Source organism: Sulfitobacter donghicola DSW-25 = KCTC 12864 = JCM 14565 (assembly GCF_000622405.1).
In the GTDB taxonomy this organism is placed as follows: domain Bacteria; phylum Pseudomonadota; class Alphaproteobacteria; order Rhodobacterales; family Rhodobacteraceae; genus Sulfitobacter; species Sulfitobacter donghicola.
This window is the reverse complement of record NZ_JASF01000009.1, coordinates 12,779-32,606: the sequence shown is the minus strand read 5'-3', so window position 1 is coordinate 32,606 and position 19,828 is coordinate 12,779. Positions and strand designations below refer to the sequence as shown.

18 protein-coding genes are annotated in these 19,828 nt (G+C 57.7%); 7 read left to right on the top strand and 11 right to left on the bottom strand.

All coding sequences use genetic code 11. From position 1 onward, the window contains the following. The 5 genes from Z948_RS0117600 to Z948_RS0117580 form a co-directional block, all read right to left on the bottom strand. The coding region (locus Z948_RS0117600; RefSeq protein ID WP_025060855.1) for an amidohydrolase family protein at nt 1-660 on the bottom strand (660 nt) is incomplete at its 3' end. Then, the gene (locus Z948_RS0117595; protein ID WP_025060854.1) at nt 660-1,604 is read right to left on the bottom strand and encodes an ABC transporter permease; all 945 of its coding nucleotides are present in this window, start codon (nt 1,602-1,604) and stop codon (nt 660-662) included. The genes Z948_RS0117595 and Z948_RS0117600, both read right to left, overlap by 1 nt. 4 nt (nt 1,605-1,608) lie before the next feature. Next, entirely contained in the window at nt 1,609-2,658 is a 1,050-nt protein-coding gene (locus tag Z948_RS0117590) for an ABC transporter permease (protein ID WP_025060853.1), read from the bottom strand. Next, a complete protein-coding gene (locus tag Z948_RS0117585; protein WP_025060852.1) occupies nt 2,648-4,189 on the bottom strand; it encodes an ABC transporter ATP-binding protein in 1,542 nt (513 codons plus the stop codon). Before Z948_RS0117585 ends, Z948_RS0117590 begins: the two co-directional genes overlap by 11 nt. Continuing rightward, complete coding sequence (locus Z948_RS0117580; RefSeq protein ID WP_245604610.1) at nt 4,186-5,157, bottom strand: BMP family protein; 972 nt, start codon at nt 5,155-5,157, stop codon at nt 4,186-4,188. Before Z948_RS0117580 ends, Z948_RS0117585 begins: the two co-directional genes overlap by 4 nt. 347 nt (nt 5,158-5,504) lie before the next feature. On the opposite strand from Z948_RS0117580, the gene Z948_RS0117575 reads away from it, so the two are divergent. The 4 genes from Z948_RS0117575 (at nt 5,505) to Z948_RS0117560 (ending at nt 9,448) form a co-directional block, all read left to right on the top strand. After that, nucleotides 5,505-6,926, top strand: a complete 1,422-nt coding sequence (locus tag Z948_RS0117575; protein ID WP_025060850.1) for an amidase — start codon at nt 5,505-5,507, stop codon at nt 6,924-6,926. 112 nt (nt 6,927-7,038) lie between these two features. Next, nucleotides 7,039-7,971, top strand: a complete 933-nt coding sequence (locus tag Z948_RS0117570) for a hypothetical protein (protein WP_025060849.1) — start codon at nt 7,039-7,041, stop codon at nt 7,969-7,971. Further along, nucleotides 7,965-8,804 carry a PfkB family carbohydrate kinase gene (locus Z948_RS0117565; protein ID WP_025060848.1) on the top strand — a complete coding sequence of 280 codons (840 nt, stop codon included), beginning with the start codon at nt 7,965-7,967 and terminating at the stop codon, nt 8,802-8,804. The genes Z948_RS0117570 and Z948_RS0117565 overlap by 7 nt, the downstream gene beginning before the upstream one ends. After that, a complete protein-coding gene (locus tag Z948_RS0117560) occupies nt 8,801-9,448 on the top strand; it encodes a nucleoside/nucleotide kinase family protein (RefSeq protein WP_025060847.1) in 648 nt (215 codons plus the stop codon). The genes Z948_RS0117565 and Z948_RS0117560 overlap by 4 nt, the downstream gene beginning before the upstream one ends. 36 nt (nt 9,449-9,484) lie before the next feature. Here the strand turns inward: Z948_RS0117560 and Z948_RS0117555 are convergent, their stop codons facing one another. Then, the gene (locus Z948_RS0117555; RefSeq protein WP_025060846.1) at nt 9,485-10,657 is read right to left on the bottom strand and encodes a replication initiation protein; all 1,173 of its coding nucleotides are present in this window, start codon (nt 10,655-10,657) and stop codon (nt 9,485-9,487) included. Nucleotides 10,658-11,143: 486 nt separating this feature from the next. Between Z948_RS0117555 and Z948_RS0117550 the strand changes: the two genes are divergently transcribed. Both Z948_RS0117550 and Z948_RS0117545 read left to right on the top strand, forming a co-directional pair. Beyond that, nucleotides 11,144-12,541, top strand: a complete 1,398-nt coding sequence (locus Z948_RS0117550; RefSeq protein ID WP_025060845.1) for an AAA family ATPase — start codon at nt 11,144-11,146, stop codon at nt 12,539-12,541. A 6-nt stretch (nt 12,542-12,547) separates the two neighbouring features. Continuing rightward, the gene (locus Z948_RS0117545) at nt 12,548-13,600 is read left to right on the top strand and encodes a ParB/RepB/Spo0J family partition protein (protein WP_025060844.1); all 1,053 of its coding nucleotides are present in this window, start codon (nt 12,548-12,550) and stop codon (nt 13,598-13,600) included. 34 nt (nt 13,601-13,634) lie between these two features. On the opposite strand, the gene Z948_RS0117540 is transcribed toward Z948_RS0117545, so the two are convergent. Next, nucleotides 13,635-13,931, bottom strand: coding sequence for a type II toxin-antitoxin system RelE/ParE family toxin (locus tag Z948_RS0117540; protein ID WP_052033253.1), 297 nt, complete (start codon nt 13,929-13,931; stop codon nt 13,635-13,637). A 3-nt stretch (nt 13,932-13,934) separates the two neighbouring features. Further along, entirely contained in the window at nt 13,935-14,165 is a 231-nt protein-coding gene (locus Z948_RS0117535) for a type II toxin-antitoxin system ParD family antitoxin (RefSeq protein WP_025060842.1), read from the bottom strand. 135 nt (nt 14,166-14,300) lie between these two features. On the opposite strand from Z948_RS0117535, the gene Z948_RS0117530 reads away from it, so the two are divergent. Then, nucleotides 14,301-15,194 carry a DMT family transporter gene (locus Z948_RS0117530; protein ID WP_025060841.1) on the top strand — a complete coding sequence of 298 codons (894 nt, stop codon included), beginning with the start codon at nt 14,301-14,303 and terminating at the stop codon, nt 15,192-15,194. Between the two features lie 13 nt (nt 15,195-15,207). Here the strand turns inward: Z948_RS0117530 and Z948_RS18320 are convergent, their stop codons facing one another. The 3 genes from Z948_RS18320 to Z948_RS0117515 form a co-directional block, all read right to left on the bottom strand. Beyond that, a complete protein-coding gene (locus tag Z948_RS18320; RefSeq protein WP_037952646.1) occupies nt 15,208-17,454 on the bottom strand; it encodes a molybdopterin-dependent oxidoreductase in 2,247 nt (748 codons plus the stop codon). A 164-nt stretch (nt 17,455-17,618) separates the two neighbouring features. Beyond that, nucleotides 17,619-18,773: a TRAP transporter substrate-binding protein gene (locus tag Z948_RS0117520; RefSeq protein ID WP_025060840.1), complete on the bottom strand. Its 1,155-nt coding sequence runs from the start codon at nt 18,771-18,773 to the stop codon at nt 17,619-17,621. Then, nucleotides 18,770-19,801 carry a type 2 periplasmic-binding domain-containing protein gene (locus Z948_RS0117515; protein WP_025060839.1) on the bottom strand — a complete coding sequence of 344 codons (1,032 nt, stop codon included), beginning with the start codon at nt 19,799-19,801 and terminating at the stop codon, nt 18,770-18,772. The genes Z948_RS0117520 and Z948_RS0117515 overlap by 4 nt, the downstream gene beginning before the upstream one ends. Nucleotides 19,802-19,828 lie beyond the last annotated feature (27 nt).

Genomic DNA, 19,828 nt, shown 5'->3' with positions numbered 1-19,828 from the left:
ATGGCGCGACATCGGGTCGTCGGTTTCATCGCAGTGCATATCCACCTGCAATCCCCGCGCGGCCGCGATCTCGCACAGCTCGCGCACGGATGCGGCCCCATCGGCCATGGTACGTTCGAAATGCGGGATACCCCCGACAACATCAACGCCCATATCCAAGGCGCGGATTGTGTTCTCGCGCGCGGTCGGGTCGCGGTAAAAACCGTCTTGGGGAAAGGCGACCAGCTGGAGGTCGATATAGTCCTTCACCTGCTCGCGCACATGCAGCAGCGCCTCAACGCCCAACAGGCGATCGTCGCACACATCCACATGGCTGCGGATCGCCAACAGGCCCATGCTGACCGCCCAGTCACAATAAGTCAGCGCGCGCTCGACCACTTGGTCTTGGGTCATTTCGTCTTTTAGCTCGCCCCATAATCCGATCCCCTCCAACAAGGTGCCAGAGGCATTGATGCGCGGCGTGCCATAGGACAGCGTTGCATCCAGATGGAAATGCGGATCCACAAAGGGCGCGCTGACTAGGTCTCCGCTGGCATCAATCACCTGACCGGAGTCAGCGCCGGCCAGATCCCCGATCGCGGCGATCTTGTCACCCGTTATGCCGATGTCTGCGACAGTCCCGTCAGGCAGAACGCCGCCCTTTACGATCAGATCAAACATCAGCGTTCTCCTTTGTTAAATGGCACCATCAAGGCCGCGGGAACCTCGGCGCGTCTGGACATGATGACCAGCGCTAGGATGGACAGGATATAGGGCATCATCAGGAATATTTGATAGGGCACAAGTGTGCCCAAACTGGTTTGCTGAACCCTGATTTGAAGCGCATCAAAGGCGGCGAATAAAACAGCCCCCAGCAGCGCCTTACCCGGACGCCATGATCCGAACACCACCAAGGCAATACAAATCCAGCCGCGCCCGTTCACCATTTCGAAAAAGAAACTGTCAAAGGCCGACATGGTCAGGAAGGCTCCGCCAACAGCCATTAACCCGCTACCAACGATCACCGCGCCCATGCGTATGGCCGTCACCGATAGCCCCTGCGCGGCAACGGCATTGGGGTTTTCCCCCGCCGCCCGCACCGCCAACCCCAAAGGCGTGCGGTACAAGACAAAGGCCACCACGCCGACAAGGACAAAGGCCAGATAGGTCAGTGGCGTTTGCGAAAACACGGCCTCCCCCAGCAGGGGAATGTCGGACAGCAACGGGATTTCATAGGGCTGAAAGGCCTGAATTTTCGGCGGGGTTGTGACCTCTGGCAGAGCAAGGCGATAGGCGTAATAGGTCGAAGACGTAGCCAGCAGCGTCACCCCCAACCCGACAACATGCTGGGACAGGCCAAAAGGAACGGTCAGCGTGCTGTGCAGCAAGCCGTAAAACATGCCCACAACCATCGCGACCCCGACCCCAGCCCAAAGCCCCGTGCCCGCATAAACAGCCATCCAGCCCGCAAAAGCCCCCGCAACCATGATCCCCTCAATCCCGAGGTTCAAAACACCCGCCCTTTCGCAGATCAGCTCGCCCAAGGTCGCAAAGATCAGCGGGCTGGCGATGCGGATGGCAGCGGCCCAGAAACTGGCGGTGAACAGAATTTCCACGATCTCCATGACGTCAATCCTTTACGATGCGGAAACGCGTTAGCATGATCGCCAGCACCATCAGCAACAGCGCAATGGCCAGCATCATGTCTGCCAGATAGGTCGGCACATGTGCAGCGCGGCTCATGCTATCTGCACCCACAAAAATCCCCGCCACAAACAGGGCAGCACCCACAACGGCCAATGGGTTTAGCAGCGCCAGCATCGCCACGATGATCCCCGTGTACCCATACCCCGGCGACAGGTCGAGCGTGAGGCTCCCCTTTACGCCCGCCACTTCGGAGAAACCGGCAAGCGCGGCCAACCCGCCAGACAATAGCGCCGTCTTGAGGAACACGCGGTTGACGGGGATGCCCGCAAATGCCGCCGCTTGCCTGTTCAGGCCAACGGCGCGCATTTCATACCCCAAGGTGCTGCGCGTCTGGATGGCCCAGATCACCACCGCAGAAATCAACGCCACGCCAAACCCCCAATGAAGACGCAAGTCTGGCAGCATCCGCGGCAATCGCGCCTCTGGAACAACACGGGCGGATTTGGGCCAGCCCATGCCCATCGGGTCTTTTATCGGCCCTTCCAATAACATCGAGATGAACAGCAGAAAGATAAAGTTGAACAGCAAGGTGGTGACAACTTCGTCTACGCCAAAACGGGTTTTCAGAAACGCAGGCACCAGCAATATCAGCGCCCCCGCCAATATCGCGGCAATGGCCAGCGCGGGCAGCAAGGCGAAACTGGGCCATGGCAACGCCCCCGTCCCAAGCAGCACCGTCAGCAAGGCGCCTGCATATAGCTGCGCCTCTGCCCCGATGTTCCAAAACTTGGCCCGAAACGCGACAGCCACAGCAAGGCCCGTAAAGATCAAAGGCGTGGCGCGGTTCAGCGTTTCGAGGATCGCGAACTTTGATCCAAACGCGCCTTTGACAATCAGGCTCAGCACGGAAAACGGGTTTGCCCCCGCGATCATGGCCAGCAGGGATGCGGCCAAAAACGTAAGGCACAGCGCCCCAAAGGGCAGCCCCACCTTGCGCAAAACACTGGGGTTGGTGATGGGTTCAAGTCGCATAGTCGGGCTCGCCTTCTGTGCCTTGGCCAGCCATCCACAGGCCCAGCTGCGCGGGCGTCATGGTGCCCCGATCAAACCCGGGCGATAGGCGGCCATCCGCAATCACATGGATGACGTCTGACAGGGCCATGATTTCATCCAGATCTTCCGAGATCAGCAAAACAGCCGCGCCGCGATCCCGCGCCGCCAATAGCTGACTATGCACATAGTTCACCGCGCCAATATCCAATCCCCGCACAGGTTGGTTGGCCAGAATAACCTGCGGGCCTGCCTCTAACGTGCGGCCCAAAATCAGCTTTTGCATATTCCCCCCAGATAACAACCTGATCGGCGTTTCAGGACCGGGGCAGCGGACATCGTATTTTGCGATGATGTCGGTGGCAAACTTGCGCGCGGCGCGCCAATTCATCCAGCCTGCCTTGCTGAATTCCCCTGCGGTATAGCGTTCCAGCACAGCGTTTTGCGTCAGGTCAAAATCGGCAATTGTTCCGGTCTTGTGACGGTCTTCGGGAATGCGGGCGATGCCATTGGCAACCGCGCTGCGGGGGGTCCAATCTGTTATCACTGTGTCGTTCAGAACCAGCTGGCCAGAGGCGGGTTTTTCCACGCCCCCCACAATATCGGCCAGCGCCGCCTGCCCGTTGCCCGATACACCCGCCAGCCCGATAATCTGCCCCGCCAGCAAATCCAGCGAAGCCGATTTCAAACCCGGAGCATTGCCGCGATCAGGGGTGGAGACCTCCGCCAGCTTTAGCAGCGCCTTTCCAGGGGTGGCCGCCGCAACATCGGGTGCTTGGGCGCTGGTGCCCATCATCATTGTCGCCAGCGCCGCTTTGTCGGTGTCTTTTGTATCCGCTTCGCCCACCACCTTGCCATGGCGCAAGACGACAACCCGATCCGCGATGTCCAGCACCTCGTGCAGTTTGTGGGAAATGAAAACAATCGACAGGCCGCCCGCAATGGCCAGCCGCAGCGTGGCAAACAGCTTGTCCACCTCTTGGGGCGTCAAAACCGCCGTCGGTTCATCCAAAATCAGGATGCGCACATCGCGGTACAGCGCCTTTAGGATCTCAACGCGCTGGCGCTCGCCCACCGTTAAGGCCCCTACCTTTGCATCCAGAGAAACCTCTAGGTGATAGTTTTGCGAAAGGGTTAGAATCCGTTCGCGCGCGCCTTTGTGATCCGCCCTGAAACGGGTCATCGGCTCAACCCCGAGGGTGATGTTCTCCAGAACCGTCAGGTTATCGGCCAAGGTGAAATGCTGGTGCACCATCCCCACGCCCGCCTCAATCGCCGCTCTTGAGTTGCCAGAGGCGAGGGTTTTGCCAAACACGCGCACGGTGCCAGCATCGGGGGTGTATTGGCCGAACAGGATATTCATCAGGGTGGTTTTGCCCGCGCCATTTTCACCCAACAGCGCGACAACCTCACCCGCATTCAACGAAAGGCTGACCGCATCATTTGCGGTCAGCTTACCAAATCGTTTGGTGATCCCTTCTAGGCGAAGCGCTTCACCCTGCGTTTGCGTCACGACGAGGTCGGCTCGTCGTCGTTCACCGCGACAGTAAACGCCCCAGACATGATTTCTTCGGTGCGTTTGGTGACCAAGGCCAATGCCTTTTCAGGGATCTTGCCCTCAAACGTCCCATAAGGCGCCAGCGATGTGCCGCCCTTGTTCATGTAGGAATAAATACCGTAATCAGCCGCTGCAAAGCTGCCTGCCTGAACTTCGGCAATGGCTTTGTCCAAGGTCGGTTCGAAATGCCAGATGGCCGAAGCCACAACCGTTTCGGGATATTCTGACTGGGTATCGATGACGTTACCGATTGCCAGAATGCCCTTTTCCTTTGCCGCATCAGACACGCCAAAGCGTTCTGCATATAGGATGTCGGCTCCGTTTTCGATCATGGCAAAGGCAGTCTCTTTCGCCTTTGGCGGATCAAACCAGCTGCCGATAAAGCTAACTTGGAAGGCGATATCAGGGTTCATTTCCTTTGCACCCGCCATGAACGCGTGCATCAAACGGTTCACTTCGGGGATCGGGAAACCACCGACCATGCCGATGTTATTGGATGTGGTCATCGCACCCGCAATGATGCCCGATAGATAGGCCGCATCCTGAATATAGTTGTCAAAAACAGCAAAGTTCGGAAGCGCCGGATCTTCCTTAAAGCTAGAGCCCATCAGGAAGGCCACATCAGGATATTCCGCCGCAACTTCGCGGGCTTCCTGTTCGGCACCGAAAACTTCGCCGATGATCAGCTTGTTACCTGCCTCGGCGTATTCACGAATGACGCGCGCGTAATCTGTGTTGCTCACGTTTTCGGAGTAGGTATAGGCGATGTCACCGCGATCTTGGGCCGCAACGGCCGCGATGTGAATTCGGCTAACCCATTGCTGCTCGACTGGAACGGTATAAATCCCTGCGGTTTTGATCGGCTCGGCGGCAGCAACCTGCGCGGCGTTCATTACCAGCGCAGAAGCAGCTGTTGTTATCATAAAGTGACGGCGTGTAGGTCTTGGACCATGTGGCATGTCGTTCTCTCCTGAAGGTTGGATAAGGGAAGGCTTTAGAAAGTTTATCAAATGGTCAATAAATCTTTGGGCCATTTCACCCAGAGCCTTGTTCCACCAGTCCAAATAATTTTCGCAGCCTCGCAGGTGCCTAAAATTTAATCAACTCGGCAGGCCGCCAAAGCCGCTGCAACGGGAACGCCCCACAACCACAGGTTCACGATTCGAAATGGGCTTTCCATCGCGCCCCTGTCTCAGCTCCAACTTGACTAAACCAACAGCGAGGTATTTCCTCAGCCACAGAACCGCGCCATGTGAAAAGGAAAACATCCATGCGTAAAGCACCCCTTTGGCAATTCAGCGCGACAGAAATCGCCACCGCCACACATGCCGGCGCCCTCACCGCGACCGAGGCCACCGAGGCCGCGATTGCGCGGATGGAGGCGATAAACCCCAGCCTGAATGCGGTGGTTGACTCCTTGGCCGATACCGCAAGGGCCGAGGCCACAGCGCTGGACGCAATGGAAGGTCCAAAGGGGCCGCTGCATGGTGTGCCCGTAACCATCAAGATCAACGTCGATCAAAAGGGCTCTGCCACGTCGAATGGCGTTCTGGCCCTAAAGGATATGATCGCCCCCGATGACGCCCCCGTTGTGCGCAACCTAAAGGCGGCAGGCGCGATCGTGATCGGGCGCAGCAACACGCCCGAGTTTTCCTTTCGCGCCGATACGGATAACCCGCTGTTTGGGCGCACGCACAACCCTTGGGGCAAACATGTTTCGGCGGGGGGGTCTTCGGGCGGCGCTGGATCGGCAGTGATGGCGGGGATTGGCGCGCTGGCCCATGGCAACGACATCGGCGGGTCGCTGCGGTTTCCCGCTTCGGCCAATGGGGCCGTGACGGTCAAACCGGGATTAGGCCGTGTGCCTGCCTATAACCCCAGCCAAAAGGCCGAGCGCGGATTGCTGGCGCAATCCATGTCCGTTCAGGGGCTGCTTGCCCGCAATGCGGCCGACCTTGCCCTGTCGATGCCTGCCCTTATCGCCCCCGATCCGCGCGATCCGTTCCACGTGCCGATGCCATGGCACGGCGCCCCGTTGCAGGGGCCGATCCGCGTGGCTGTATCCTACGATGATTTCGGCTTTGGCCTGCACCCCGAGGTGGCAACCGCATTGGACAAAGCCGCCTCTGCCCTATCAGATGCAGGGTATATCGTCGAAGCTGTCGAGCCCCCTATGGCGCGTGAAACAGGCGAAGTCGGCTATCGCGCGCTACTGGGCGAAGTGCAGGAAATGCTGGGCCCTGATATCAAGGCACACGGCTCGGCGGATTTGAACACGATCTTTGATGAATACTATCTTCAGTTCCCCCCCTATGAGGGCAAAGACCTGTTGGTCCAGATGGCCCAACGCACCCACTATGCGCGCGCGTGGTCTCTGTTTCTTGAGGATTATCCGCTGGTGCTAACGCCCTTCCTGCTCAAACCCTTCTTTGCGCCCGCACGTGACGAAGAAGGCGCCGAAGGCGTTCTGGATGTTTTAGGCGCGGCGCATTGGTCATTCATCATGAATTTTCTGGGCCTGCCTGCGGGCAATCTGCCTACCCATATTGCCCAATCCGCAGGGGGTGCGCAGCCCATCGGCGTGCAAATTGCAGGGCGCAGATGGCGCGAGGATTTGATTGTGGACGCCATGCAAGCCATCGAAAAAACCATTCCCCCCGTCTGTGAAACCCTTTGGAAAAATCTGGCCTGATCCAACCCATAGCGATGATGCGTTCGATCAGGCCAAGGCATTTTGTATTTCGGCACTGCACCAGACATGTTATGCGTGCACTGACTGCACCCCAGCCCAAAATGAGTGACCTATGAAGATAATTCGAGCTGCATGGCGACTGCTAAGGCGGACGGACTTTTTCCTGCTGTTCCTTCTCGCAGCCTCCATTTTATCGGTCATCTTTGTAAAAGATGAAACCTTCCGCTCTTACGCGTTGAATGTTTCTGCATCCGTTGCTTTTGCTGTCATCATCCGCCTGACCGAATTCTACGGAACCGTGTTGCGCGATGTTCGTTTTGTGGATTTTTTCGGCCGCCATGCCCTGAATGGAAAGATGGGCATCGTTTACCCCGAATTCCAACTGGATCCGAAAATCCCCGACCTCCCCCAAGTGGTCGACACCATTCCAGATAGCCAGCGCCTGTTCATCAAACCCAAACACGAAGACGAAATTTCGCGGGTGGATGTGCCCAGATGCGCCGCCACAAACGACCTGCGCGCGGTGACCGATCTTTCCTCGCTTTTGTCAGAGGTGACGCATCTGCCGACCCCCCTGTTCCCCGATACCGACTGGCAAAGGTTGATGGAAAGATCCTTCATCACCGTGGGGTTTAGCAGCAACATCCTGTCCATGCGTTGGCTTGCGAAAAACCAAGACCAAATGAAACGCATTCACGGTGATGAAGCCGAAAGATACAGCGAACATATCTCTGTCCGCGCCTCAACAGGTGTCAGCGAAAAATTCGACACCTACAAATCTACCGAAGATCGGGAAATAGGGATCGTCGCAAAATGCATCCCCGATCCAGAACAGCCCGATGTCATCTGGTTCCTTGTGGCGGGCCTGGGCCCTGATGCAACAATTGGAGCCGCGGTATTTTTAGCGAAAAAATGGAAGAAAATTCACTCCATCATGGGAAATTCTGAATTCGTCGCCGTTCTAGAGGTCAATCCAGCAGTTGCTGAATACCCCGAACCCATCGCGTTCTATCGAGACGGCAATAAGGTAGCAGTGGAATGGTAACAGGCACATTTCTGGGGCTTTCCACATTGGACCTCATCACCATGACCGAAAACTTCCCGAATGAGGATACAAAAACCCTATCCCTCCAGTCTGAGATCTTTGCTGGCGGCCCTGCCCTGAATGCCGCGATCACCTATGCCATGCTGGGCGGTCACGCGCGGCTGGTGTCCATGGTCGGGGCCAATAGCAACCGCTCGATCGAGATCAGACGAGAGCTGGACAAACACGGGATCGACCTCATTGATCTGGCCGATCCCGATTTTGAACCACCCCTTGCCGTGATCATTTCCGCAAAGGAAAAAAGCAGCCGAACTGTCATTACCTCGCCCATATCCGACCCGTCGGGCGACATGTCTGCGCTGGCGGAAAGGATAAAAGACACCGATGTCTTTTTGTGGGATCAGCACTATCCAACCTCGATGATGGACATTCTACAAACCAAAGACAGCCGCGCCGAAGTCGTCATTGACGCGGGCAGCCTGCGGGCGCAATCGGCTTTCGCGCTCGAGGTTGCAGACCACTTTCTTGCCTCGCAAAAATTCGAAACCCAAGCCAACACCGAAGGCTTCCCCGCCCAAAACCCGAACGCAAGCTGGGTCATCACACGCGGCGCCGAGGCGATCACCATCAAACAGGGCGCGCAGGAAAATACACTGCACCCGCCCAAGGTAATCTCGGTGGATACGTTGGGCGCGGGCGATGTTTTTCACGGCGCCTTTTGCTATTACAAATCAACAGGGGCGGATTTGATCAAGGCCACCGAAAACGCAATGCTGGTTGCCTCAAACTCAACGCAGGTCTTTGGCCCCAGAGACGGGGTAAAACCGGTATGACAAATTCCCCCGCAGGCCTTTGCGCGCGCGTCCTGCAAGCATGCTCAGCGGCTGATATATCGGGCACGTTTCTGGTTGGCATTGCAGGCCCCCCCGCGGCTGGAAAAACCACCCTGTCTGAAAATCTGGTTCGCGATCTGCAAGACGCTGGCGTCACGGCGCAGGCCCTGCAAATGGACGGGTTTCACATGACCAACGCCGAGCTAGAGGAACGCGACCTTGTCAAATTCAAAGGCCGCGAAGACACGTTCAACCCAGATCTTCTGCTTGCTGCCATTCAAAACCTAAAAACCGCAAAAGCCGAATTTTGGTGGCCGATCTATAGCCGAGAATTGCACAACCCCGTGAGCCAAGGCGTGTTGCTGCGCCCCGATCTGCAAATCGCGGTTCTGGAAGGAAACTACCTCTTCCTTGATCAAGGAGCATGGGCCGAGGCAGGCAAATTCATCGATTACAAAATTTTTCTGGAAGCCAAAGACGATGACATCAACGACCGTCTTTTGCGCAGGCATCTTGCGGGTGGTAAATCGGATGCAGAGGCACGCGACAAGATCGAAACATCCGATCTGGTCAATGTCTCTCATATCAGAGAGGCTTCCAATCTGTCCCAAATCGACGAAGTGATTGACGCCAACGCGATTTGACAAAAAACTCTGACGCTAGATGAATTTCCGCCCTTATCAGAGCGCCTCAAAAATCCCTGGTTCGACGTCCTCCCAAAACGCAAAGATCGCTTTGGCGTTCAGGGCAGACATCCATCCGTGGCGGTCAAAATCCTCGACCAGCGCCGCATCGGACAGGCGGCTGCGAAACAGCGCGCGATCCGCGTCGCGCCGCGTGGGGGAACGCGCGGCAACAGCATCCTGAACCGCCTTTAGCTGCTTTGCGCGGGGGGTCTCGGGGGCGGCGGGTTTGTCGCTCCCCGCCGTGAAATCCTCGTCAATGGCGCGGCGCAGATAGCTAACAGGGCTTTTCACTTCGCGGCGCGCCGAGACATAGGCCAGCTTTTCGCTCACATAGTCTTCGCCGTGCTCGGTCAGCCATTGGCGCGCCAAACGGTCGCTCACCCCCAGCGCGCGCAGCTGCGCATAAACATCCCCCTTACGCAGCCCCGCCCCGTCATCAATATCAAGGATCGACAGCTGCGGGTTGCGTTTGATCAGCAGGCGGATATGGCTAACCGCCCTGCCCTGTTTGCGGATCTCGGGCGTGATGGTGATGTCTGAAACTTTGTTCACCTCGGCCACGGCGGGTTTGATGATCTTGGCGTTCAGGTGTTTGTAGCTCTCGTAATACTCCGACCCGTCAACGCCCATCAGACGGCGAAACGTCTCGAGCGGCCACCAGCCGGTGGAGCCCGTCCCGATAAAGCGAAAACAGTTTTCATACAGCGCCAGCGCGTGACCACCGGTGAACTGGCGCTGGATGTTGAGATTGATCAGCGCAAACACTTTGGGGTCGTGCAGCTTTTCCGCCAGCGCGGGGGAATAGGCATATTCGCACACGCCATCCTTTAGCTTGGCAAAAGACAGCAGCGCAGAAACCCCCCATTCCTGCCGCCCCTTTTCATCCAGCATATCCCATTCGGCGACCGTTTCGGCCAAGCCGCGCAAAGACGCCTTGAGCGATTCTGTATCGTTGGAATTATAGCCGATCATCATGCACAGGGTGCGCGCATCAATGCGGTGCGTGCTGCGCGAGATCAGCGTGTCATAGGCGTTGAGCAATAAAACATTAGACAATTTACGCTGCAACAGCGTCAACTTGCCCGAGACATGAATAGCCGCGACATTCTTTTTTACCGAGGGCCGCCGCAAGGCGCCGCTGAGATTGGCGTTTTCTTCTGCGTTCATCTGTCTGCTCTTTTTCTTGGACGTTACCCCAAAAGGCACCTACAGTAAAGCTGCGCACGGGTTCCTTAAGCAGTGGCAAACGCAACGCGCGCTCTGGTGTTAAAGGTACCTGAATACGGGATGACTTTGGGGAGAGATCAGAGCCGCATCACCCCGAAAGGCTCTAAACAGGCGATATTAGGCTCTACCCGTATTCGGGTTCCTGCAATCCCGCGAATCGGAGTCCTTGCCCCTGTATTCGGGCACCTTTGCCCCTGTATCAGGGCCCCCGCCATCCTGTATTCAGGTCCCCAAAATAGGTCAACCCATTGAATTAACGTCCATAAAATCCAGCTAAACTTCTTAAAGATACATAAACATAACAAACTATGTGTTGTCTTCTTTTCAGATTTACTGGGTTTCGCCGCGAAACGGTAACGGGGGGATGGTGATATGTGATAGTTTCTGTGATATTGCAGAAAACAACGAACATATCGAGGCAGACATATGGCGAGCAAGGATACCCCCCTCCCCCCATACTACAACATCGACCCGAAACAAGCGGCTAGCAAGTTAGCTGATCCTGTCACAACGACTCGCTTTGCAAAAGCGGCTAGTTTCGCCGCCAAAGGGCGTGATGATCTGGCGCGGCGCGGGTATTCGCCAGATGGGCAAAAACACCTGCGCAAATTTTCAACGTGGGAAGTGTGCAAATATCTGATCCCCCTCGCCCCTGCTCATTTCCGGCGCGTGTTGAAACAACACCCCGATCTACCGCAAGGCACCGGCGAAGGCGGATCAAAATGGTTCACCCTCGAAGAGGTCTTGCAGCTGCGCCAGCATTTTGCGGCCGAGGGTGCCGCGGATCGTGAATACCTGCCCTATCGCCCCGAAGGTCTGCCCGCCAAAGTTTTGGCCGTGGCGAATTTCAAAGGCGGCGTCGGCAAAACCTCTACCTGTGCGCATCTCGCGATGAGCGCAGCCTTGGACGGGTATAAGGTGCTGGTGATTGACCTCGATAGCCAAGGGTCCATGACCTCGATCATGGGCGGTAAGGTCGAGGACGAATGGCAAACCGCCTTTCCCCTGATTGCAAAACATTTCGCAGGGCATCTGGCGGCGGAAAACAGCGTGCTGGCCGCAGGCGGTTTCGCGACGAAACCTCTGGACGAAACCCTACAAGCCGCGACCGAGATCACCGCTGATGACGTGATCCAGAAAACCCACTGGCCCAACATCGACCTGATCGGCGCGCAATTGAACCTCTATTGGGCCGAATTTCAGGTCCCCGTCTGGCGGATGCAGCTGCGCTCGTGGCCGCTGTGGGATGCTTTGGGTGGGTTCCTAGAGGACGAAGGGTTGCTGGATAAATACGACCTGATTTTCCTCGATACGCCCCCTGCCCTCGGCTATCTCACGATTAACGCGCTGGCGGCTGCCGATATTCTGCTGGTGCCGCTTGGGGCCTCTTTCCTTGAGTTTGATTCAACGGGCCGTTTCTTTGACATGCTCTATTCCACTTTTGCCAGCATCGAGGACGGCGAAAACATGTCGCGTGTCGGTGCGGGGCTAGAGGAAGTCCGGTTTGAATGGGACGCTGTGCGCGCGATGATCACCCGATTTGACCCCGCACAACAGACCGATCTGGCCAATGTGGTGCAGGCCTATTTCGGGGATTTCATGACAACCTATCGGCAGGATTTCACCGCCATGGTTGGGCAGGCGGGCGAACAGGTCAGCGGGATTTACGAGGCAGATTACCGCGAGTTTAACCGCGACACCTATGTGCGCGGCCGCGAGGCCTTTGACCGCACATGGGGCGAGGTCAAAGAGATCATCTTGGGCTGTTGGTGGCGGGATCTGCAAATGGATGACGCAACGCCCGATACGGTAGCAGAGGAGTAAGACATCATGGCTAAACGTCGCAAGCTCACCGCGCCAAGCGCCGAAGACCTCAATAAGATCGAAGAGGAGTTTCGTCGCGAAACCTCTCCCAATCCCGGGATGGCGCCGATTGCCCAAGTGGCAGCGGAGAGTGCTATGAACATGAATGCTGTTGATCCGGCCATGCGCGCCAAACTGGCCGAGCTGGACAAATATCGCGCGATCGAGGCCCAAGGGCTGGTGGCGCGGCTGATCCCGATTGATGCGGTTGATGCCTCGGTTCTAACCCGCGACAGGATGGACCTGAACCCAGAGGATTTCGCCGAACTCAAGGCTGCGATCCTTGCCAATGGTCTGCGCATGCCCGTCGAAGTGTGCGAGCTAGAGCCTGTGGAAGGCCAGCCGCGCTATGGGCTGATTTCGGGCTATCGCCGTTTCCGCGCGGTGAGCGAGCTGCGCGGCCAGCCAGGGCAGGGGGCAGGTGTGATCGAAGCGCTGGTGCGCCCTGCGGCGTCCTCGGCCGCCAGCATGGAGGCGATGGTCGAAGAGAATGAGATCCGTTCGGACCTGACCCATTTTGAACGCGGCCGCATCGCCGTTCTGGCGGCGCAAAACGGTGTGTACAGCAGTGTCGAAGAAGCAACCGCAAAACTGTTTGCTTTTGCGTCCAAGGCTAAGCGCTCTAAAATCCGCTCCTTTGCCATGGTGTTTGAACGTCTGGGCGATGTGCTTAGCTTTCCTTTGGCGTTGAAGGAAAAACAAGGACTGGCCATTGCCGCTGGCCTTAGGGATGGGGCAGGGGACGCGCTGCGCGAGGGCTTGGCCGCGGCTGCCCCTGCGGATGCAGTTGAAGAATGGGCGGTTGTTGATCGGGTGCTGTCGGGTTTCGTGGCGAAACCCCAAAGCGGCGAAAAGCCACGCGGCGGCCGCCCAAAGGCGCAGGTGGAAACCATCCAAACCCAACGCGGCACCACAATCGGATGGTCGCGAAAAGGGCAGGGGATCGTTATCCAACTGGATGGCGATATCAATGATGCTGATATGCAAGAGGTGATTGCCCTGCTAAAGGGCGCAGTTTGATAAACCCTTTGTTAGAGACTAATTCGCGCGGCGTCTAAGGCTCTAACAAGGCCAAAACATCTGCCTTCATATGTAAGATGCGGATCACATCAATCCCGCCCTCGGCAGCGTCATAGGCGATGACATGGCTTTGATGCGGGTGCAGGCGGATGGGCGGCGAGAATTCTTGCCGCAGCCGCGCAATGTCGGGGAAATCGGCGATCAGCTCTAGGGTGGCGTAGATCGCATCGAAATACCGCTCGGCCTGTGCGTCTCCCCATGTCTCGGCACCAAAGGTCCAGATGTCGCGCAGGTCTTGTCGGGCGAGGGGGGTAAGGCGGATTTTCTCCAAGATTTAGCCTTTTAGAGACTGTTTAAACGCCTGAGCGTCAAACGCCGTCGCAGGGCCGCTTGCCCGCCCTGCATCCAATGCGGCCTGCACATCACCGATGATTTGCGCGCGGCTTTGGTCACGGCGGATCAGGTCCCGCACGTAATCTGAGGAATTGGCGTACAACCCGTTCTGGGCTTGCGTCTCGACCCAGTTTTTCATCGTATCGGGCAGGGAAATGTTCATCGTGGCCATTATGTGCTCCTTTGGGCTGAGTGTATGGCAAAGATTGCCAAATTTCAATTCTAAACCATAAGCGGCCTAGGCTTGACGGGTGGTCATGGTTCCTGCAACAGGCGGGGGCAGGGGATTTACAGGTCGGGAAAATTTGTGACAGCTTCAATCGCCACGGATCGCAAGGCAAACCTATTAGGGAGCCTCTGGATGGTTGTTTCGATGGGGATATTCGCCATCGAGGATACATTGATCAAGGCCGCGTCAGTTACTGTGCCGATCGGGCAAATCCTGATCCTCTTCGGGCTTGGCGGCGCCTTTCTATTTGCCTGTCTGGCGCGCCTGAATAAAGAGCCCCTTTTCCCGCCCGAGGTCCTGTCCCGCCCCATGCGCATTCGGGTGGTGTTCGAAGTGATCGGGCGGTTGTTTTATTTTCTGTCCCTGTCGTTGATCCCGCTTTCGGCGGCGACGGTCATCTTGCAGGCGACGCCTTTGGTCGTTGTGGCCTGTGCGGCGCTGCTGTTTGGGGAACAGGTGGGCTGGCGTCGGTGGCTTGCCATTGTCATCGGCCTGATCGGAGTTGTGATTATTGTCGAGCCGGGAACGGACAGCTTTTCGATCCTCTCGGTCTTGGCCGTGATCGGGATGCTAGGGTTTGCGGGGCGGGATCTGGCCAGCCGCGCGGCCCCTGCATCGCTGAGCACGTCGATCTTGGGCCTATACGGGTTCTTGTCGGTTGTGGTGGCAGGGGTGTTGTTTTCGATCTGGCAGGGCGCGCCCTTTGTACGGCCTAGCGCAGATGCCGCCTTGATCCTGTTGGCGGCCGTGCTGTCGGGCATCGCGGCCTATTCCTGCCTGATGAAGGCCATGCGGACGGGCGAAGTTTCTGCCGTTACACCCTTTCGATACACGCGGCTCTTGTTTGGCGTAGCCTTGGGCGTCACGGTTTTTGGCGAAGAGCTGAGTTTCCCAATGCTGTTAGGGTCCTCTTTGATTGTCGCTTCGGGGTTGTTTATCGTTTGGCGCCGCAGGGTGACGGCGCCAAAATAGAGGCCAGCCGTAGCTAAAGTTTCGCAACCTCCACAAGGGCGGTATGCGCGCTGCACCCTTGGCCCAGACGTGATGTGCCGATGTCACGGGTCAGCACATTGGGATTGCCATCAAGGTCGATGTCTGCGTCAGGGTCGCTGTACCATGCGCCTGTGGGCAGGGCGACGACGCCTTGGATGATATCCTCGGAAATCTGCGCCTTGGCACGGCAGGCGCCGCGGGTGTTGAACAGTTTGACCAGATCACCGTTTGCAATGCCGCGTGCGGCTGCATCAACGGGATGCAGCACAACAGTTTCCGGTCGTGCGCCCTTCACGTCGGCCAGCGCGCTTTCTAGCTGGCTGTGCAGCTTGTCTGCGGGCTGGGGCGATACCATATGCAGCGGCGCCTGCGCACAGGCGCTGCCCAGCCATTCATCGGGCGGCAGCCAGATCGGGTGGCCGATGCAATCGTCATAGCCAAAGCTGGCAATCGTTTCGGAATAGATCTCGATCTTGCCCGAAGGGGTGCCCAAAGGCGCGGCATCAGGGTTTGCGCGAAACGGGGCAAACAGCGTGTCGTTCGGTTCATCAACGGTGATCGGCAGTTGCACCCAATTGGCATCGCGCAAGGCGGGCAGGGTGGGCACGTCTATCCCGTTTTGCGCAGCACCTTCGCGGTACGCGGCATAAAGCTGTTCGATCCATTCACCCGAGGTTTTCCCTTCGGTAAAGGCATCCTGCACACCCATCCGCTGGGCCAGCCCTGCAAAGATGTCATAGTCATTGCGCGCCTCCCCCACGGGGGACACACATTGCGGCATGTGGAACAGGTAATCATCAAGGTTGGATCGCCCGATGTCTTCGCGCTCATACGGGGTGGTGGCGGGAAAGACGATATCGCCGCGTTTGGCGGTGGCGGTCCAATAGGGTTCGTTCACGATGATGGTTTCGGGCTTTTGCCACGCGTCATGCAGGGCGTTTAGGTCCTGATGGTGGTGATAGGGGTTGCCCCCCGCCCAATAGACCAGTCGGATATCGGCATAGGGCTCACGTTTGCCGTTAAAGTCAAAAGGCTGGCCAGGGTTGCGCAGCATGTCGGCCACACGCGCAACGGGGATCACTTTGTCGATCGGGTTTTGCTTTTGCGGAAAGGTCATGCCGTGCAGACCCTTTAGCCGCTTGCCCACGCCGCCAATCGCGCCAAAGCCATAGCCCACGCCACATCCCGCAAGGCCGATCTGCCCGATCATGGCGGCCAGAACGCCTGACATCCAATAAGGCTGTTCGCCATGCTGCGCCCGCTGGATCGACCATGACACGGTGACCATCGTTGGGGTGCTTGCCATGCGCCGTGCCAGAGCGCGGATTTCGTCCGGCCCCACCCCACAAAGCGGCGCCGCCCATTCAGGCGATTTCGGCTGGCCGTCGCTTTCGCCCAGCAGGTAGGGGCGGAATTGCTCATAACCAACAGTGTAGCGGTTCAGAAAGTCGCGATCGGTGAGGTTTTCAGTCTCTAACACGTGGGCAAGCGCCAACATCAGTGCCGTATCCGAAGCAGGCCGAATGGCCATCCAATCACAGCCGTCTGGCGCGTCTGTGCGTTGCGGACCAACGTTAACACAGGTGATCCCTTTGGCGATGAACCGATCCAGCCAAACGCCTGTATCATGCTCGGTGATCCCGCCCATGCTGACCTGCGCGTTTTTTGAATTGATCCCGCCGAACATCACCAAGGTTTCGGCATTGTCATAGATCGTTTGCCAGCCGTCCTGATGTTCGTACAGCAGCGACATAAAGTTACTGCCAAAGACATGCGGCATGATGGATTGCGCACAGCCCGTTGAATAGCTGCCGAAGGAGGACACATAGCCGCCGATGCAGTTCAGGAAACGGTGCACCTGACTTTGGGCGTGGTGGAACCGTCCCGCAGAGGCCCATCCGTAAGAGCCGCCATAGATCGCCTCGTTGCCGTGGGTGTCACAGACGCGGGTGATTTCAGTTGCGGCAATGTCGAGGGCTTCGTCCCATGGTACCTCGACAAATTCGCCCGCGCCGCGGCCTGTGCGTTCGCGGGTGTCCAGCCACGCCTTGCGGATAGAGGGGCGCAGGACGCGAGATTTATGGTGAAGCGCCTTTGGCAGAGCCTCAGGGATCGCCGAGGGGCGCGGATCAGCGGCAAAGGGCCGTGTTGCAACGATGCGGTCGTTTTCGATATCGACCTCAAAGGCGCCCCAATGGCTGGTGGTTACCTTGGTGTCGCGCGTTGATCCATCGTTCATGGCAAAGCCTTGTTTGTGTCGTGTCGGGTGAGGTTAGCGTATTTGTGTGAATTGCGGATAGCCATGGGTTTTTTATGGGGTGCCGCGACGGTATTTAGCCATCAGGCCACTGGGGGCCTGATGGCTAAAAATCGGATCCGATGGTAAAAGCGGGCAGGCGGGTTTTAGACGTCTGCAAACAGGTCTGTTGCACCGCGTTTGGCCAGATACTCGGCTTGGCTCATCGGGCCAGCACTGCCCACAAGGGCGCGGTAGGCGTCATAGCTTTCGACAATGCGGCGGCCCATATCGTCGTCTTGGGCGACGCTTGCCGTGACCTCGAACGAGGCCTGCGCCAAGGCGTTCCAGACGTCGTCAGGCAGCTTGGTCGGTTTGGTGCCGGATTCTTTTAGCAGCTGCGTTAGGGCCAGACCGTTGTTGCCGTAATAATCAGCGTTGTGGTGGGTCAGCTCGGCGTCGATGATGCCAGTCACTATCGCCTGATCCGCACTAGAAAGCGCGTCCCAAAAGCCAAGGTTAAACCCGATCGAGATCTGTCCAGTGGGTTCATGGAAACCAGGGTAGATGTAGGTTTTCAGCAGCTTTTGAAACCCGAACTGTAGATCATTATAGGGCCCGACCCATTCGGTAGCATCAATGGTGCCGTCAAACAGCGCGTCAACAATGCCCCCACCCGGCAGGGAAACCGCATTCGCACCTAGTTTGGTGATCACCTGCGCGCCCAGTCCCGGCATGCGCATGGTGAGACCTTTGAAGTCATCTATGCTTTTGATTTCTTTGTTAAACCAGCCGCCCATCTGAACACCGGTTCCACCAGCGGAAAAGGCTTTGACGCCAAAGCCTGCGTTCAACTCGTCCCACAGCTCTTGGCCGCCACCGTATTTCAGCCACCCGATCTGCTCTAGAGAGGTCAGGCCAAGGGGGACGCTGGAAAAGAAATTCAGGCCGCGGTGTTTTTTCTGAAAATAGTAATCGGCCGAGTGGTACATCTCGATCTCGCCAGCACTTGCGGCGTCGTGAACACCCAAAGGTGGTACGAGTGTTCCAGCGGTGTGCACCTCGACGTTCAGGCGGCCTTGGCTGGCTTGGGTGATCCCTTTTGCAACGCGTTTGGCGCTATCGGCAAGACCGCCAAGGTTTGGCGGCCATGAGGTTGCCATGCGGATTGTTTGGGGGGTGTTTTGCCCCACGGCTGGCGCGGCAAGGGCGGCGGCACCTGTCAGCGCAGCACCGCCCGTTAATAGCGCGCGGCGGCGCGACAGCGGCTCGGCGTTGTGCGAGGTGGCGGGCATGTTTTTGGTGTCCAGTTTATCGGTCATTGGGACAGTGCCTCTTTGCGGCCCAAGAAATAGGCGGTTTCACCAATCTCGCTCCATTCAGCGACATCGCTGATAAAGTAGAGATACGCATCAGCCGTGTCGGCGGCGATGTCGCCCGCGTCAAACATGCTGGCCATAACGACATTGGCAGCGGCGATCTGGGCATCCCAGATGTCTTGCGGCATTTCATGGGGCACGATGCCTGCTGCCTCGTTGTTCAGGGCCAGCGCATTTTCATGCAAGGCAAGGGCGCGGTGGACGCCGTGTTCGGCCATGATGCAGCGTTCGATCAGCAGTTGGTCGGCTTCAGAGAGGCCCGTCCAGCGTTGCATGTTTATGCCAAGGCTCAGCGCAGCCGAGGGGCGTGCGGCATTCGGCGTGGTCATATGCGGGAAGGTCGCGGCCAGCCCCGAGGCGACCATTTGCGCGGCATTGAGCCCTTCTAGCGCGACGAGTGATCCCAGATCGCTTGCGGACATCACATCGACAACCTCGGTCACGCCCATCTCTTTCAAAAGCTGAAGGCCCAGACCGGTTGAGCCGACAGGGCCGGATTTTAGATCATCCAGACTGGTGATCGGCGCGCGCGACCAAAGCGGCATCGCGCCCTCATCGCCAGCCATAAAGGATTTGATCCCGAATTCATCGCCAAGGAGGTCCCACATAAACCGCCCGTCTGAAACGATGATCCAGCTTTCCAGTTCGCTTGTGCTCATCCCGCCGGGGTGGGCAGAGAACAGCCCAAAGGCGGGGTTGCGCGCGACAAAGGCGTCTTGGGACGTGAGATAGATATCAACCGCGCCACCCGACACAGTGTCGAGGAAACTGGCAGCGCTATCAGCACCCGCCGTTTGAACGTCGATTGTGATCCGACCATCTGACATGGCGGCAATGCGGGCCGCAATGCCAGCGGCTGCTTGGGGGCGGTCGGTGATTAATGACAGGGACAGTGTTTCCTGTGCGGTGGCAGGGGCCGCCGCAACTGTCGCAACACCAAGACCTGCGCCCAATAGTGTTCTGCGTTTCATATCAAGTCATTCCTTCATTGCGCGACC

What these genes read in the sequence shown, in the direction of transcription:
- Z948_RS0117555 (WP_025060846.1), bottom strand. Translation starts at nt 10,657, where the DNA reads ATGAACGCAGAAGAAAACGCCAATCTCAGCGGCGCCTTGCGGCGGCCC.
- Z948_RS0117535 (WP_025060842.1), bottom strand. Translation starts at nt 14,165, where the DNA reads ATGGCCACGATGAACATTTCCCTGCCCGATACGATGAAAAACTGGGTC.
- Z948_RS0117565 (WP_025060848.1), top strand. Translation starts at nt 7,965, where the DNA reads ATGGTAACAGGCACATTTCTGGGGCTTTCCACATTGGACCTCATCACC.
- Z948_RS0117560 (WP_025060847.1), top strand. Translation starts at nt 8,801, where the DNA reads ATGACAAATTCCCCCGCAGGCCTTTGCGCGCGCGTCCTGCAAGCATGC.
- Z948_RS0117590 (WP_025060853.1), bottom strand. Translation starts at nt 2,658, where the DNA reads ATGCGACTTGAACCCATCACCAACCCCAGTGTTTTGCGCAAGGTGGGG.
- Z948_RS0117575 (WP_025060850.1), top strand. Translation starts at nt 5,505, where the DNA reads ATGCGTAAAGCACCCCTTTGGCAATTCAGCGCGACAGAAATCGCCACC.
- Z948_RS18320 (WP_037952646.1), bottom strand. Translation starts at nt 17,454, where the DNA reads ATGAACGATGGATCAACGCGCGACACCAAGGTAACCACCAGCCATTGG.
- Z948_RS0117570 (WP_025060849.1), top strand. Translation starts at nt 7,039, where the DNA reads ATGAAGATAATTCGAGCTGCATGGCGACTGCTAAGGCGGACGGACTTT.
- Z948_RS0117520 (WP_025060840.1), bottom strand. Translation starts at nt 18,773, where the DNA reads ATGACCGATAAACTGGACACCAAAAACATGCCCGCCACCTCGCACAAC.
- Z948_RS0117595 (WP_025060854.1), bottom strand. Translation starts at nt 1,604, where the DNA reads ATGGAGATCGTGGAAATTCTGTTCACCGCCAGTTTCTGGGCCGCTGCC.
- Z948_RS0117580 (WP_245604610.1), bottom strand. Translation starts at nt 5,157, where the DNA reads ATGATAACAACAGCTGCTTCTGCGCTGGTAATGAACGCCGCGCAGGTT.
- Z948_RS0117550 (WP_025060845.1), top strand. Translation starts at nt 11,144, where the DNA reads ATGGCGAGCAAGGATACCCCCCTCCCCCCATACTACAACATCGACCCG.
- Z948_RS0117545 (WP_025060844.1), top strand. Translation starts at nt 12,548, where the DNA reads ATGGCTAAACGTCGCAAGCTCACCGCGCCAAGCGCCGAAGACCTCAAT.
- Z948_RS0117515 (WP_025060839.1), bottom strand. Translation starts at nt 19,801, where the DNA reads ATGAAACGCAGAACACTATTGGGCGCAGGTCTTGGTGTTGCGACAGTT.